General features: G+C 34.7%; 11 protein-coding genes. 3 read left to right on the top strand and 8 right to left on the bottom strand.

Going from position 1 to position 15,664, the window contains the following annotated elements:
* Nucleotides 1-194 precede the first annotated feature (194 nt).
* Nucleotides 195-1,637: a glycosyltransferase gene (locus ACUSJC_RS03320; RefSeq protein WP_449268133.1), complete on the bottom strand. Its 1,443-nt coding sequence runs from the start codon at nucleotides 1,635-1,637 to the stop codon at nucleotides 195-197.
* A gap of 239 nt (nucleotides 1,638-1,876) precedes the next feature.
* Between ACUSJC_RS03320 and ACUSJC_RS03315 the strand changes: the two genes are divergently transcribed.
* Nucleotides 1,877-2,863: an LLM class flavin-dependent oxidoreductase gene (locus ACUSJC_RS03315; protein ID WP_449268132.1), complete on the top strand. Its 987-nt coding sequence runs from the start codon at nucleotides 1,877-1,879 to the stop codon at nucleotides 2,861-2,863.
* Between the two features lie 9 nt (nucleotides 2,864-2,872).
* On the opposite strand, the gene ACUSJC_RS03310 is transcribed toward ACUSJC_RS03315, so the two are convergent.
* From ACUSJC_RS03310 to ACUSJC_RS03295, 4 genes are all read right to left on the bottom strand, one after another.
* On the bottom strand, nucleotides 2,873-3,502 hold the full coding sequence (locus ACUSJC_RS03310) for a hypothetical protein (protein ID WP_449268131.1): 630 nt from the start codon (nucleotides 3,500-3,502) through the stop codon (nucleotides 2,873-2,875).
* A gap of 86 nt (nucleotides 3,503-3,588) precedes the next feature.
* On the bottom strand, nucleotides 3,589-4,581 hold the full coding sequence (locus ACUSJC_RS03305; protein ID WP_449268130.1) for a hypothetical protein: 993 nt from the start codon (nucleotides 4,579-4,581) through the stop codon (nucleotides 3,589-3,591).
* 6 nt (nucleotides 4,582-4,587) lie between these two features.
* Nucleotides 4,588-8,007 (bottom strand): methylmalonyl-CoA mutase family protein, encoded by a 3,420-nt coding sequence (locus ACUSJC_RS03300; RefSeq protein WP_449268129.1) that lies wholly within the window; start codon nucleotides 8,005-8,007, stop codon nucleotides 4,588-4,590.
* Nucleotides 8,008-8,109: 102 nt separating this feature from the next.
* Nucleotides 8,110-9,813, bottom strand: a complete 1,704-nt coding sequence (locus tag ACUSJC_RS03295) for an acyl-CoA synthetase (RefSeq protein WP_449268128.1) — start codon at nucleotides 9,811-9,813, stop codon at nucleotides 8,110-8,112.
* Between the two features lie 262 nt (nucleotides 9,814-10,075).
* Here ACUSJC_RS03295 and ACUSJC_RS03290 point away from each other — a divergent pair, with 262 nt between their 5' ends.
* Nucleotides 10,076-10,816, top strand: coding sequence for a DUF4197 domain-containing protein (locus ACUSJC_RS03290; protein WP_449268127.1), 741 nt, complete (start codon nucleotides 10,076-10,078; stop codon nucleotides 10,814-10,816).
* A 48-nt stretch (nucleotides 10,817-10,864) separates the two neighbouring features.
* Here ACUSJC_RS03290 and ACUSJC_RS03285 read toward each other — a convergent pair whose 3' ends face one another.
* Together ACUSJC_RS03285 and ACUSJC_RS03280 are read right to left on the bottom strand one after the other, a co-directional pair.
* A complete protein-coding gene (locus ACUSJC_RS03285; protein WP_449268126.1) occupies nucleotides 10,865-12,265 on the bottom strand; it encodes an FAD-binding oxidoreductase in 1,401 nt (466 codons plus the stop codon).
* A 1-nt stretch (nucleotide 12,266) separates the two neighbouring features.
* Nucleotides 12,267-13,178: an AEC family transporter gene (locus ACUSJC_RS03280; RefSeq protein ID WP_449268125.1), complete on the bottom strand. Its 912-nt coding sequence runs from the start codon at nucleotides 13,176-13,178 to the stop codon at nucleotides 12,267-12,269.
* A gap of 174 nt (nucleotides 13,179-13,352) precedes the next feature.
* On the opposite strand from ACUSJC_RS03280, the gene meaB reads away from it, so the two are divergent.
* Nucleotides 13,353-14,441 carry a methylmalonyl Co-A mutase-associated GTPase MeaB gene (gene meaB / locus ACUSJC_RS03275; protein ID WP_449268124.1) on the top strand — a complete coding sequence of 363 codons (1,089 nt, stop codon included), beginning with the start codon at nucleotides 13,353-13,355 and terminating at the stop codon, nucleotides 14,439-14,441.
* Here the strand turns inward: meaB and ACUSJC_RS03270 are convergent.
* Nucleotides 14,431-15,663, bottom strand: a complete 1,233-nt coding sequence (locus ACUSJC_RS03270) for a peptidoglycan-binding domain-containing protein (RefSeq protein ID WP_449268123.1) — start codon at nucleotides 15,661-15,663, stop codon at nucleotides 14,431-14,433. The genes meaB and ACUSJC_RS03270 overlap by 11 nt on opposite strands.
* Nucleotide 15,664 lies beyond the last annotated feature (1 nt).

Raw genomic sequence — 15,664 nt, 5'->3', positions numbered from 1 at the left:
ATAATGCTGATATTTTTCAATAACACTTCACAACACATTATACTTTACCTTTTACCAATTTAGAAAAAAAAACACATATACCAAAAAAAATATTATTAATAGTACACATTTTAAATTTTAAAAGAGTTTGTATAAAAAAGCGAGATCCGCATTTAGCAGTCTCGCTCAAATTGAATATATAGATGTCAGGGATTTTAACTTTGCTCCGGTAATCCTCTTGTTAACCAACCACTTCTACTAGCTGTAGCTATAGCATAAGGTGTTATCCAGAATAATGTAAAAGCGTAAAAAACACTATACGGATAAGCCCAGAAAGATTCTGCTAAATCGTGTTTTTTTGCATAAAAGAAAGCTTGAACACTCGAGAATATTAAGATTCCTACTAAAGTTGAACTTAGAAAAAGTAAAGGATACGTCACGATAAAAGTAAACATGACTAATAACATAGGGTATGATAATAAAATTCGCAACCACTGATCCAATAACAGAATTCGTGTACCGGTTTTTGAACCTTCTCTAAAATTACCGAATGCAAAACTACTCATAGCTATATTTTCTCGAACATTACTACGTTCCCAACGGATAAACATTTTGTATAAATTTTTGTAGCGCTCCGGAATATTTGTTAAAACATGAGCATTTCTCTGGAATACAACATGATATCCTTGTTTTAAAATCATATTAGTCATGGCTCTGTCTTCTCCGATATCTGATGGTTGCCCCATGAATTTTTGATCTAACCATTCTGACAAACAGTTCATCACAGCTTCTTTTCGATAAGCAGATAATGCTCCCGGCGTACACAATACTGATCCCAACATACTTTGAGCCGAACGAACAAATTCAAAACTAAAAGCAAAGCTAACATTAAGCATTTTAGGTATCAAAGCTTTCTCGTTATTTAAAACTCTAACATTTCCGGCTACAGCACCACAATCTTTATTTACCACAAACGGACTGGTCATGTTACGCAATGTATCTTCTTTTACAATAGAATCACTATCTACCGTTACAAATACTTCACCTGTTGCTAATTGAAAACCACGATATAGAGCATGTCTTTTTCCTTTATTTTCAGGCTGCTGATAAATAGATAAACGATCTCCTAATTCTCTTTTGGCTTTTTGCATCCATTCCCATGTATCATCTTGGCTGCCATCATCAATAGCAATCAATTGTAGTTTTTCTGCCGGATAATTGCTGTTAGCAACACTTCTTAGTGTTTGCCAAACCTGTTTTCCCTCATTATAAGCAGGAACAATAACTGTACAAGTAGGCAACATATCATCCGAAACAGATTTAATAGGCTTATAACGTAAATACAAGATGAAAATATACGTCAATAAACAAAGTTTTAAAACCAGTAAAGATGTCGTACCCCATATAAAAACCTGCCCCCACGGGGTACTCAATCTTTCCAAATGAATTTTTTCAAAATGTGGTTGAAGTTGATAAACCAAAGCCACCGAACTAAGCAAAAGAGTAAAAGTGCCTATCAAAATGAAATAATTCCAATAGTTAAAAATTCCTTCTCTGCTTCTTATTTTTTCTACAATACTTTTAGATGAAGTTTTACCTGATGTAAAAAAAGAATCTAATATAACGGCTGTATTTTCTTTTGAATTATTTATGCTCATAACCTGTAATCTTAATTTCTACACTTCAGATAAAGCAAAGAATATACCGATGCCATTTTAAGGCAAAAACACCATTTTATTGTGTAATTTTTACACACTTGACCATTTAGAAGGTAACACTTTGTGTCGTGAAAATGGGTAAAAACAAACGTTTTAAAAACTGTTAAAGGAGTTATAATGACAAAAGTATTCTTCCCATTTTTTCATAAGTTTACTCTTTAAAATTAAAAAATTGCCTCATGATACCTTATTCCTTTTTAGATTTAGCACACGTTTGCGAAGGCAGTACGATAACCGAAACTTTTCAAAAATCTGTTGCAACGGCACAACTAGCCGATGCATTAGGTTATACCCGATATTGGTTTGCCGAACATCACAACATGAAAAGTGTAGCCAGTTCTGCGACCTCTGTTTTAATTGGGCATATTGCCGGAAATACAACAAGAATCCGTGTAGGTTCAGGCGGAATTATGCTTCCCAATCATTCGCCACTAGTTATCGCTGAACATTTCGGAACTTTAGCTTCGCTATTTCCAAACCGCATTGATTTAGGTTTAGGACGAGCTCCCGGAACCGATCAGCTGACAGCTCATGCTTTAAATCCGAACTTTTTTGAAAACGCACAACAGTTTCCCGCTAATGTAGCCAAGCTGCAACACTACTTTTCAACAGAAAACAAAACGGCTAAAGTTCGTGCTTTTCCCGGTGAAGGTGTTGACGTTCCGCTTTGGATTTTAGGTTCCAGTACCGATTCTGCTTATTTATCGTCATCTTTAGGGCTTCCGTATGCTTTTGCCAGTCATTTTGCACCGGCACAAATGGAAAGAGCTTTCGAAATTTATCATCAAAATTTCAGCGATGAAAAAAGTGGTTTAAAACCTAAAACTTTAGCTTGTGTTAATGTTATTATCGCCGATACTGTAGCGGAAGCCAATCGTTTAGCGACTTCATTTTACCGAATGTTTTTGGGAATTATCAGAAACGAACGTAATTTTATGCAACCGCCAGTTGAAACTATGGATGGTTTATGGAACGAAATGGAAGAAGCACACGTGAAACAAATGACAGCTTGCTCTTTTATTGGCACCAAAGAAACCGTAAAAGAAGAAATGGAAGCTTTTATAAAACATTTCGGAATTGATGAAGTTATGATTACTTCGCCGGTTTATGATCTTAAGGCTAAATTAAAAAGTATAGCTGATTTTGCAGAAATTATGCAATCATAATTATAAGAGCTAACTATTGAGCTCTTTTTCAAATTGAGCTTTTACATCATCGTAGCTGATGCGACTAGCGGTAGAAGTTGAGTTTAAAACCACACAATCAATAATTCTTCCGTCTACACGAATCTGAAAAAAAGTCCCGGAATTTACGGTCTTAGGAATTGAATCGATTATTTCGATTTCTTTAGTTTGGTTAATGTATTTCAAAAAGGATTGGGCTGTACTATTTTTAGAAGAATAACCCGGTAATAGTATCTTTTTCAACTCCGGATGTTTTTGTAGTATTGCTAAAATATCCTGAAATGTTGTTATTTCTATATCTGTGTCTAAAGCACTCGTTCCTTTTCTAAGAATTGTTTTTCCTAAATTTTGAACTCCTGTGTTTAGTTTTTGCATAATGGAAAAGCGTTCATCAACAGCATTTTTTTCAGAAGTAATCGGCACCGTAAGATTTACTTTTGCTATTTCTGCTAAAATTTTCCAGAAACGGTTTATTTTATTGGGGTAATAAAAAGGATAATCCCAACGTTTCGAATGAGGAGGAAAACTGCCCAATATCAGATAATACATAGGAAATACATCCCGATACCAATCAGGATGTATTTCTTTTATTTTTTCTTTGTTTCCAGTAGAGTCACTCATTACATATTACGTCTGTACTGACCGTCTACTTCAAATAACGCTGAAGTAATTTGACCTAATAAACAGAGTTTACTTATAATTCTATATTACCATATACCACAATTCATAGATTCTACAGGTTTTATCTTTTTAAAAAAAGAAAACTCACTGTATTTCTCTTTTAGTTTATCGTAAATATCTGTAGTGACTAAAAACTCTACTAAATTTGGCAAATCTTGTTCATTAACTTCAATCTCATTTAATGGATTATTACAAATGTGTATGTATTTAAAGTTATTATTTTCTTTAAAATGTATCGTTTTTAACTCACTATCTACACATATAAAAGTCTGCATTTTGTTTAAACTTTCAAAACTTACATCGCTAAAATTTATATGACTTACTATTAATTCTTTTAGTTCAGCAAAATTTTGTAATGTAATCGGGTTTATTAAAGTTAAATTTTCTAATCCAATCGTTTCAATTTTATTTTCATTGGGAAAAATCACATTACACGGTACTTTTTCATTAAATTGAGATAATGATACTTTTTTTAAATTTTTATTAAAACTTAAATCTAAATTATTCATGGAAACCCCAACTATTTCCAATTCTTCTAAGTTTTCACAATCCGCTATTCCATTTAGTTCTACAGCATTAACTCCATCGTAATTTCTAATAAGTATGCTTTTTAATTTTGCACACTTTGAAACTGAAATAGATTTTATACAACTTGAATTAATCTCTAAATAAAGTAATTTACTGTAATCAGATAGATTTAAATGTAAAATATTTTCAGTTTCAGAATATGGAACCAATTCAATTTTTAATGCCACAAGATTTTCAAAATATTTTAAATCTTCTAATGTTTCAAAACAATCATCTTTAAAATACAATTGGATTTCTTGGACATCTAATGCTTCAGAAATCTCAATTTTTCCATTTTTATTTGAATCCATATTGGAAGAACTCATTCTACTTTTTAAAACTCCATCAAAGTTTTCAAGTAATTCTTTTTCTAGTCTTTTGTCTGCAAAATCAATTGACTGACTAAAACAAAAATTAGAAATAATCAAAGAAATAAAAAATAAACGTCTCATAGTCTTTTACATATTACGTCTGTACTGACCGCCTACTTCAAATAACGCCGAAGTAATTTGACCTAAAGAACAAACTTTAGTGGCTTCCATCAATTTTTCAAAAATATTCTCATTTTGAATCGCTGCCGATTGAATTTGTTCTATTTGTCCTTTTACCTCAGCGGCTTTATTTTTTTGCAAATTGTTCAACGTTGTAATCTGGAATTGTTTTTCGTCTTCTGTGGCACGAATTACTTCCGCAGGAATCACGGTTGGCGATCCTTTAGAACTTAAAAATGTATTCACACCAATGAGCGGGAATTCTCCTGTATGTTTCAAGGTTTCATAGTACAACGATTCTTCTTGAATTTTAGAACGTTGATACATAGTTTCCATAGCTCCAAGAACTCCACCTCTTTCGGTAATTCTATCAAATTCTGCTAAAACAGCTTCTTCTACTAAATCTGTTAATTCTTCAATAATAAACGAACCTTGAATCGGATTTTCGTTTTTCGCTAACCCTAGTTCTTTGTTAATAATCAACTGAATTGCCATGGCACGACGAACCGATTCTTCCGTTGGTGTTGTAATTGCTTCATCGTAAGCATTGGTATGCAACGAATTACAGTTATCGTAAATTGCATACAACGCTTGTAATGTGGTACGAATATCGTTGAAATCAATCTCTTGCGCGTGTAACGAACGACCCGAAGTTTGAATGTGATATTTCAACATTTGTGCTCTTTCGTTGGCTCCGTATTTATTTTTCAACGCTTTCGCCCAAATTCTTCTGGCTACACGTCCGATTACAGCATATTCGGGATCGATACCATTGGAAAAGAAGAAGGATAAGTTAGGACCAAAGGCATTGATATCCATTCCTCTACTTAAATAATATTCCACATACGTAAATCCGTTAGCTAATGTAAACGCTAACTGCGTAATAGGATTGGCTCCGGCTTCTGCAATATGATAGCCCGAAATTGAAACCGAGTAGAAGTTACGAACATTCTTTTGGATAAAATATTCTTGGACGTCACCCATTAAACGCAATGCAAACTCCGTAGAGAAAATACATGTATTTTGCGCTTGATCTTCTTTTAATATATCGGCTTGAACCGTACCACGAACTTGTGATAGGGTTTTCTCTTTAATTTCATCATATACCTCAGCAGGTAAAACTTGGTCTCCGGTTAATCCTAGAAGCATTAATCCTAAACCATCATTACCTTCCGGCAATTCACCATTGTATTTTGGTCGGTCTAAACCTTTACTCTCGTATTGTTCTTTCAGTTTTGCTTCAACCAAATGCTCCAATTCATTTTCTTTAATGTATTTTTCACAATTTTGGTCGATAGCGGCATTCATAAAGAAACCTAACAACATAGGTGCTGGTCCGTTGATTGTCATAGAAACTGAAGTTGCCGGATGACTTAAATCGAAACCAGAATATAATTTTTTTGCATCATCTAAACAACAAATGGAAACTCCGGCATTACCGATTTTTCCGTAAATATCCGGACGTAAGTCAGGGTCATTACCGTATAAAGTAACAGAATCGAATGCTGTTGATAAACGTTTTGCCGGCATTCCTAATGAAACATAATGGAAACGTCTATTGGTACGTTCCGGTCCGCCTTCTCCGGCAAACATACGCGTTGGATCTTCTCCTTCACGTTTAAACGGATACAATCCTGAAGTAAACGGAAATTCTCCCGGTACGTTTTCTTGTAAACACCAACGTAAAATATCGCCCCAAGCCTGGTATTTTGGCAACGCAATTTTAGGAATTTGTGTATGTGATAACGATTCGCTATGCGTTTTAATTTCGATAACTTTATCTCTAACTTTAAAGCTATAAATCGGGTTTTTGTATTTGTTTACTTTCTCGTCCCATGTTGCAATGATTTCCCAATTATAGGGATCTAAATTCATTTTTACACGGTCGAATTCTGCTAATAATAGTTTGACAAACTGTTCGTCCGCGTTATTAGCATTCGTAATCTCGATTCCAGTCTTAGTAATTTCCGGTTGTTTTCCGGTTACCGATTCAATAGTTTTGAAAATCCCGTATAATTTTTGAGCAACTTCCGTTTGTGCCAAAGCACGTTCGTCATAACTTCTGTTATTTTCTGCAATTTCCGATAAATAACGTGTTCTATGCGGTGGAATTACAAATACTTTTTCGCTCATTTCTTTCGTAATAGCAAACGTCGAATGTAAATCAGCTCCCGTTTTTTCCACTACTTTATCCATAATGGCTTTGTACAACGAATTCATTCCCGGATCGTTAAATTGCGAAGCAATAGTTCCGAAAACCGGCATATCGTCCGGCGTTTTGTCCCAAAGATTATGATTGCGTTGGTATTGCTTTTTTACATCGCGAATAGCATCTAACGCGCCACGCTTGTCGAATTTATTTAACGCTACTAAATCAGCGAAATCTAACATATCGATTTTTTCCAATTGCGTTGCAGCACCAAATTCCGGTGTCATTACATATAACGAAACATCTGAATGATCTAAAATTTCAGTATCAGATTGACCAATACCTGAAGTTTCCAAAATAATCAAATCATATTTAGCAGCTTTCAAGACTTGGATAGCTTCAGCAACATATTTAGACAAAGCTAAATTAGATTGGCGTGTAGCCAAAGAACGCATATAAACTCTAGGATTATTGATAGCATTCATACGAATTCTATCGCCCAATAATGCGCCTCCTGTTTTACGTTTTGACGGATCTACAGAAATCAATCCGATCGTTTTTTCCGGAAAATCGATTAAGAAACGACGTACTAATTCGTCTACTAATGAAGACTTTCCGGCTCCACCTGTTCCTGTAATTCCCAATACCGGAATTGTAGTTTCTTTATTTTCTTGGTGAATCTTATCTAAGGTATCTTTTGCAATTTCCGGGAAATTTTCAGCCGCAGAAATCACACGAGCAATTGCTCTACTATTCTTTTCTGTCAAATGATTAATTTCTCCATTCAATTGATTTCCCACCGGAAAATCGGCTCTTTGCACTAAATCATTAATCATTCCTTGAAGTCCCATGGCGCGACCATCATCCGGAGAATAGATTTTTTCAATTCCGTAAGCGTGTAATTCTTCGATTTCCGTTGGAAGGATCACCCCGCCTCCACCGGCAAAAACTTTAATATGACTTGCTCCTTTTTCGTTGAGCAAATCAAACATATATTTTAAATACTCCGTATGTCCTCCTTGATAAGAAGTCATTGCAATAGCATTAGCATCTTCCTGAATGGCAGTATTTACTACTTCTTCCACACTTCTGTCGTGTCCTAAGTGAATTACTTCACACCCGGTAGATTGAATAATTCTACGCATGATATTAATGGCTGCATCATGTCCGTCAAACAAAGACGCTGCCGTAACAATTCTTACTTTATTTTTAGGTTGATAAGGTTGTACCTGTTCCATTTTTAGTTTTGTTATTTGGGTATGCAAGATAATCAATTATTACATTATTCGTAAAAATTTTATACCCTACTGCTTTTAAATTATGTTTTTTGCAAAACAATCCTAATTTCGGTCTTTAGAATAAAAAAACTCATTATCGGATTGCTGATTTTTTGCTTTATTTTCTGCTTCGGAAGCTCGCAATTCTACACGACGAATTTTACCACTAATGGTTTTAGGCAATTCGGTAACAAATTCTATAATTCTCGGCATTTTATAAGGTGCTAAAAACTTTCGGCTGAACATAAAAATATCAATCGCTAAATGTTCGGTTGGTTCGTGCTCGTGATGCAACACCACAAAAGCCTTCACTTCGTGACCTTTAATATGATGAGGCGAGCCCACTACTGCTGATTCGACAACTGCATGATGTTCCAACAAAACACTTTCGACTTCAAACGGTCCGATTCTATAATCAGAAGCTTTGATCACATCATCATCGCGACCAATAAACCAAATATACCCCTCGGCATCACGATAGGCTTTATCTCCGGTGTAGTACAATCCGCTATGAAATGCTTTGGCTTCCCTTTCCTTATCGAATAAATAGCCTTTGAAAATTCCGTTTGGTGTTTCTCCTCGTTCCATTCGTACACAAATGTTTCCTTCTTCATTATCCGGCAAAATGTTTCCTTCGTTATCCGCAATAACTACATCATATAAAAACGTTGGTTTCCCCATGGAACCAAACTTCACTTTTTGTCCCGGCAAATTAGCAACCATACATGTACTTTCGGTTTGTCCGAAACCATCACGAATTAAAACTCCGGTTGCTTCTTTCCATTCCTCAATAATTTCCGGATTTAACGGTTCACCCGCAGCCACACATTCACGCAATGAAAAATGGTATGATTTTACATCTTCTTGAATAAACAAACGCAAAACCGTTGGCGGCGCGCACAATGTCGTTATTTTGTGTTTTGCAATTAAATCAAGTGTCACAGCAGCTTCAAAACGGTTATTACTATGGTATGCAAAAATGGCGGCTCCTACATTCCACGGCGCAAAAAAGCTACTCCAAGCAAATTTAGCCCAACCCGGTTGCGAAATATTATAATGTATATCATTTTCAGTCAGACCAATCCAAGTGGTTGTGGTTAAATGCCCGACCGGATAGGAAAAATGTGTATGGCAAACAATTTTAGGCATTCCTGTGGTTCCTGAAGTAAAGAACATGAATAATGTATCATCGGCTTTTGTTGCCACAGCTTCTGCAGCTGTACTTTCTTTTTCAATATCTTCCAATGTGTACCAACCTTCTCTGGTTCCGTCGCAAATGATTTTTACCGGAATTTTGGTTCCGAAAACTTCTTCGGCTTCATCAGTTTTATGCGCGTTGTTCACATCAGAAATAATTACTTTGGGCAATGTTTTTTCAAAGCGATACGCTAAATCCTGAACCCCCATAATAGTCGCCGTAGGAATCATTTGCAAACCACCTTTGATCGTTGCTAAAGTCGCTGCCCAACTAATCGGTTGAAGCATCAATTGCGTTAAAACAATATCGCCTTGTTGTACTCCTTTATTTCTTAGAAAATTTAATAATTGGTTACAATTTTCACTCATTTGAGAATAGGAATAGGAAACTGTTTCTTCTCCGTCTGTCCAAAGCAGAGCTGTTTTTTGAGGTGTATTTTTCACATGAATTCCTTCAAAAATTTCTGAAACCCAATTGAAATATTCGGGTTTGTCGATTTTTATATTGGTCAACTGTTTAAAATCTTTATTGCTGATGATTTCTGTTATTTGTTTAAATGTGTTTTTCATTTTCTAGTTCAATTTGGTTTGTTTTTTATTTCCTCTTATAAAACTATTAAAAATTTATCTATATATTTTCCGAAAATGCATTTTAATAAATCAATATATAGCATTTTAGCAATTTTTAACATTTCATAGCTTTTTATACACTTTAACAGCTTGCTAAGAATCTCAGTTTATAGAATTTATTATTTTTGAATTATCAAAATTGAATTGATCTTGGCATGTTTTGTGTTATAGATTAACTATGTTTAACCATAATGGACCCCTCATGAAAAAAATTATTTTTGCTTTAGTTTTACTTCCTTTATTTTCAAATGCTCAGTTTAAAGATCTGATCAAAAAAGCAGAAGAAAAATTAAGTTCAACTACATCAAGCACTTCTTCCACTTCAGGAATTTCACTAAGCAATACCGATATTAGTGCGGCTTTAAAAGAAGCTTTAAACAAAGGAGTTTCGGAACAAGTAACTAAACTTACTGCTGTTGACGGATTCTTTAAAAATGAAGCTGTAAAAATTTTACTTCCCGATGAATTAAAAAAAGTAGATGCTACTTTGCGAAAAATGGGAATGAGTAGTTTAGCTGATGAAGGAATTAAATCACTAAACAGAGCTGCGGAAGAGGCAGTTAAAGAAGCGACACCTATTTTTACTAATGCCATCACTTCGATGTCAATTACCGATGCTAAAAACATTTTATTGGGCGAAGAAAATGCAGCTACCACTTATCTGGAGAATACGACTACTACTGATTTATATTCAAAATTTAATCCGGTAGTAAAAGAATCATTAGGAAAAGTTGGTGCTGACGCTATTTGGAGTAAAATAATAACCAAATATAATAGTTTACCAATGGTAACAAAAGTAAATCCTGATTTGAATGATTATGTTACTCAAAAGGCTTTATCGGGAGTTTTCACCATGATAGCTGTTGAAGAAAAAGATATTAGAAGTAATATCGATTCCAGAACTACTGAATTACTTCAAAAAGTTTTCAAACTACAAGATTAAATTTTTCAATATCCATTCAGGATGTAGTAAAACTTCTATAACATCATATTATGAATCCGGTAATATTTTTCCCGGATTCATAATATTATTCGGATCAAAAAGTTGCTTAATTCCTTTCATTAAATTTAAACTGGTATCATTGAAAATAATAGGCATAAAATCTTTTTGTACATAGCCGATACCATGTTCACCTGATAATGTTCCGTTTAAAGATTTAGTCAATTCGAAAATCTCAACGATTCCTTTTCTGACTTCCGTTTGCCATTGCTCATCCGTTAAATCTCCTTTGATGATGTTCACGTGTAAATTTCCATCGCCGGCATGTCCGTAACAAACTGATTGAAAGCCATATTTTTTCCCGGCTTCTTTGATTCCTTTTAACAGTGTTGGCAATTCATAACGTGGCACAACCGTATCTTCTTCTTTATAAACGGAATTCGCTTTTACTGCTTCGGCAACACCACGACGCATTCTCCACAAAGCATTTTTCTGATCTTCAGTATCGGCAAAAAGAACCTCATCTACTTCAAATTGTTCTACAACGCTTAAAATCTTTTCAGCTTCCTGCATTAAAACATCCGGATAATTTCCGTCTACTTCAATGAGTAAATGCGCCTGATGTTCGGGTTTTACCGTTACGTTTATATTATCGATATATTTCACTGACCAATCTATAGCATCACGTTCCATGAACTCTAATGTACTAGGAACAATGCCTGCTCTAAAAATAGCTGAAACCGCTTCACAAGCTTGTTCGGATTTGAAGAACGGAACCAACATCAAAACATTGTATTGGTTTTGCGGTAATAATTTCAACACAATTTTGGTTACAATTCCTAAAGTTCCTTCACTTCCGACCATCAATTGCGTTAAGTTGTAACCCGTAGAATTTTTTAAAGTATTGGCACCTGTCCAAATGATTTCGCCATTGGGTAAAACCACTTCTAAATTCAAGACATAATCTTTGGTCACACCATATTTTACAGCACGAGCGCCACCAGAATTTTCGGCAATATTTCCACCAATAAAACAACTTCCCATACTGCTAGGGTCTACAGGATAAAACAATCCCTTTTCAGCAACAGTATCACGCAACACTTGAGTGATAACGGCAGGTTCAGTGATTACTTGAAGATTTCTTTCATCAATTTCCAAGATTGCGTTCAAACGTTCCAAAGAAAGTCCGATGCCTCCATGAATACTTAATGCACCACCGCTTAAGCCTGTTCTTCCTCCAATGGGAATTACAGGTATTTTATATTGATTGGCTAATTTTACAATGTTGGAAATTTCTTCTGTATTGCCCGGTTTCACTACTACATGAGGCGGAAAATTATAATCTTCCGTTTCATCGTGACCGTAATTTTTTCGGGTTTCTTCATCGGTAAAGATAAAATTTGCACCTACAATTTCGGTTAATTCATTGATATGCTGAGCCGTTATTTCCATATTAAAATTGGAGTAAAATAAAATACCATAATGCTAAGGTAACAAAAGAAAGTGGAATTCCGACGCCCACCATCATGTTACTTAATTTGGGTTTTAAACCATAACTGGACGCTAAAATTGCTCCGGTTATCATAGGTGCCATTGCGGCTTCTATAATAGAAACATCAATCGGCAGACCATCAGCTCCTAACACTAATTTGTACAATACAAAAAAGAATAAAGGAGTAATCATTAATTTAAAAAGCAGCCCAACTCCTAAAAAAGGCCAGTGTAAACTTCGACGTTCAAATTTTAACTGAAGTCCAACCGCTACTAAAGCTACTGGCGAAACAGTTGCTCCTACTCTTTGAAAAACACTTTGCAAAGCCGTTGGAAAATCGATTTCTGCGATATTGAGCATTAAACCCAGAAAGAAAGCTAAAAAAGGAGGGAATTTTAAAATTTTGGTCAAAAGTGTTCTGGCGCTTGGTGTCTCTTTTGAAAAACTCGTCGCTACAATAATCCCTAAGGTTGACATCACTACGAAAGAACCTGGTTGGTCTACAATAATAGCGGTTTCAATACCTTCTTTACCATATAAAGCTTCAATGACAGGAAAACCAACAAATGATGTGTTTCCCAAACCACCGACGACAATAAGGCAACCTATCAATTTTTTAGACCATCCTAGTAATTTCCCTAATCCATAGAAAAATACGAATGATAATCCAAAACCTAACCAAGCTATTCCTAACGGATATAATAAAGAAGCATTAATTTCTACTTTTGGTATATAATACAATGCCATTGCAGGAATGGAAACATAAATAACGAACTGATTGAGTGCTTGATGTGCATTTTTGGGAAATGCCGGGACTTTTTGAAAAAGAACACCTAAAAACAGGCATCCAAAAAGTAAAATAATATTATCCATTTTATTGTATTGGCGTTAGTATAACAAAGTTAAAGGAAACGATCAGTAAAGCATTCTAATTCTTTTATAAAATTAGAAAAATTCAATATTAGTGAGCATACTGTTAAAAACAGATGATTCATACAATTGTTTTATTTTTTGCTTTTCAGTAATTTTACACAAAAACGTACTAAAGTGGCAAAACACAGTAAAACTCCAACAGCACTTTATGAAAAAGACGGTGTGAACCAGCCTGATTCTGTCAGTCAATCCGTTGCACAAAATGTAAAGCAATTCAGAAGAAAGCAACCTTCTGCCAATGAATTAGTTGAAGGAATTTTGACAGGTGATAAAATTGCTTTAAGCCGTGCGATAACTTTAATTGAAAGTACCAATACGGAACATTTAGACAAAGCAAATGAAGTGATTCAAGGTTGTTTGCCACATGCTAATCAATCGGTTCGAATAGGAATTACGGGAGTTCCGGGCGTGGGAAAAAGTACATTTATTGAAGCTTTTGGGAAATATTTGACTTCTATTGGAAAGAAAGTAGCGGTTTTAGCGGTAGATCCAAGTTCTTCTATTAGTCACGGAAGTATTTTGGGCGATAAAACCCGAATGGAAGAATTGGTCAAAGACGAAAATGCGTATATCCGTCCGAGTGCTTCCGGAGATAGTTTAGGCGGTGTAGCCCGAAAAACAAGAGAAACGATTATTTTATGCGAAGCTTGTGGTTTTGATACCATTATTATTGAAACTGTTGGTGTGGGTCAAAGTGAAACTGCTGTTCACAGTATGGTTGATTTCTTTTTGCTGTTGAAAATTGCCGGAGCCGGTGATGAATTACAAGGTATTAAACGCGGTATTATGGAAATGGCTGATACCATTGTGATTAACAAAGCCGATGGTGATAATATTGCTAAAGCAAAGTTGGCTAAAACTGAATTCAACAGAGCATTGCATTTATTTCCGGCTAAAAACAGTGGTTGGATTCCTAAAGTAACGACTTGCAGTGCTTACGAAAAAACAGGAATCGATCAAGTTTGGCAAATCATAGCGGAATATTTTGAACTAACGAAAGAAAATCAATATTTTGAACACAAAAGACAAGAGCAAAATCAATACTGGATGCTGGAAACGATAAATGAACAATTAAAAAATCGTTTTTATAACAATCCAGAAATCAAAGCCTTATTAGATCAAAATAAAAAAGCGGTGCAAAACAATGAAATATCACCTTTTGCAGCCGCTCAAATTCTTTTAGAGAAATATTTTAAAAAGTAACTCTCGTTGCCAGTCGAGCGGCTCCGGCTGAATTAGGATGTATTTCATCTCTCCAATACTCAGAAGAATTTAATAGTCCTCTATAATCAATAATTCGAGTTACGAAACGGTATCCCAATGCCGTAAATCGACTTTTTATACTCCATAAAAGAGAATAAAATTTATCCAAAAGACGGATAATAATAAAGTTTCTCAAAATTGGATCGGCAATTCCTAAAGTATCAAATACCGGTTTTATCCAAGGACCAATAGGCAAGGTTACTCCTAAAGAAGGTCGAACTCCTAATTTGTACATTGGATAATCGTATGTATGCATGTAAAAAATCAAATTGGGAGTCGAATGTGCATTAATAATACTTCCAAATCGTAAATAATTATCTCTAATAGTGTTAAAGATAGACGTTAAGTTTGTACTATTAAAAACTGCTGTTTCAAAAGCCGCTGTGTTTAAATAACTTTTATAAGCTACACATTTTCGATTTAATTCATCTCCAGCAGGCATACTTCTTAACTCGGCAAGCTTAGTTGAATCGGTGAAAAATGAATTATCAAATCGTGTTACACCGCTTTTAATAATTCTAATTAGGTTAGGAAAAACATCGTTTCCTCCACCGCTGAAATAAATCCGATCAATTCTATAGCTTGATAAGTATCGCTCAAAATCAGCTCTATCTCTATACATATCAGTGGTTGTTTCTCCGAATTTTGCAAAATGTAAACTATTAAGATTTAATCTACTGTTTCTTTTTGTAATTGTATCATATAAATCTAAAACATTAGGGATCGGATAGTCTAACCAAGAATCTCCTTCAAAAAAAACATTCAAAGTTCCGGCCTTACCTGCGTTTCTTCTAAATATAAAAGCATTGGTAAAAAAAGGTTGATGTATCGATTCATCATCACTTTCTGTAATTACTAAAGGCGATTTTACTCTTTGAACAAGAAGTTGATAGGTTTCATCATCAGGCTCTATTTGTCCTGAAATCCTTAAGCTATTAATTGCTTGAAAATTAAAAATTGAGGTAATGGTTGCATCACTTTGAGAATTGATAATTATACCATTTGTAAGCACATTATACCCTAATTCTTTTAACATTATCTGAATAGTCTGAACATCTTCAATACTATTCACTGCATTAAACCCTACACTATTTCTAATACTTAACGAATATAAACCGGAATCTGTTCTGACAGATTCATTATTGATTAATAAATTTTCCATG

It is taken from the genome of Flavobacterium sp. U410 (assembly GCF_053570605.1).
Note: the sequence above shows the minus strand (reverse complement) of the source record. Positions and strands in the feature narration are given on the sequence as shown.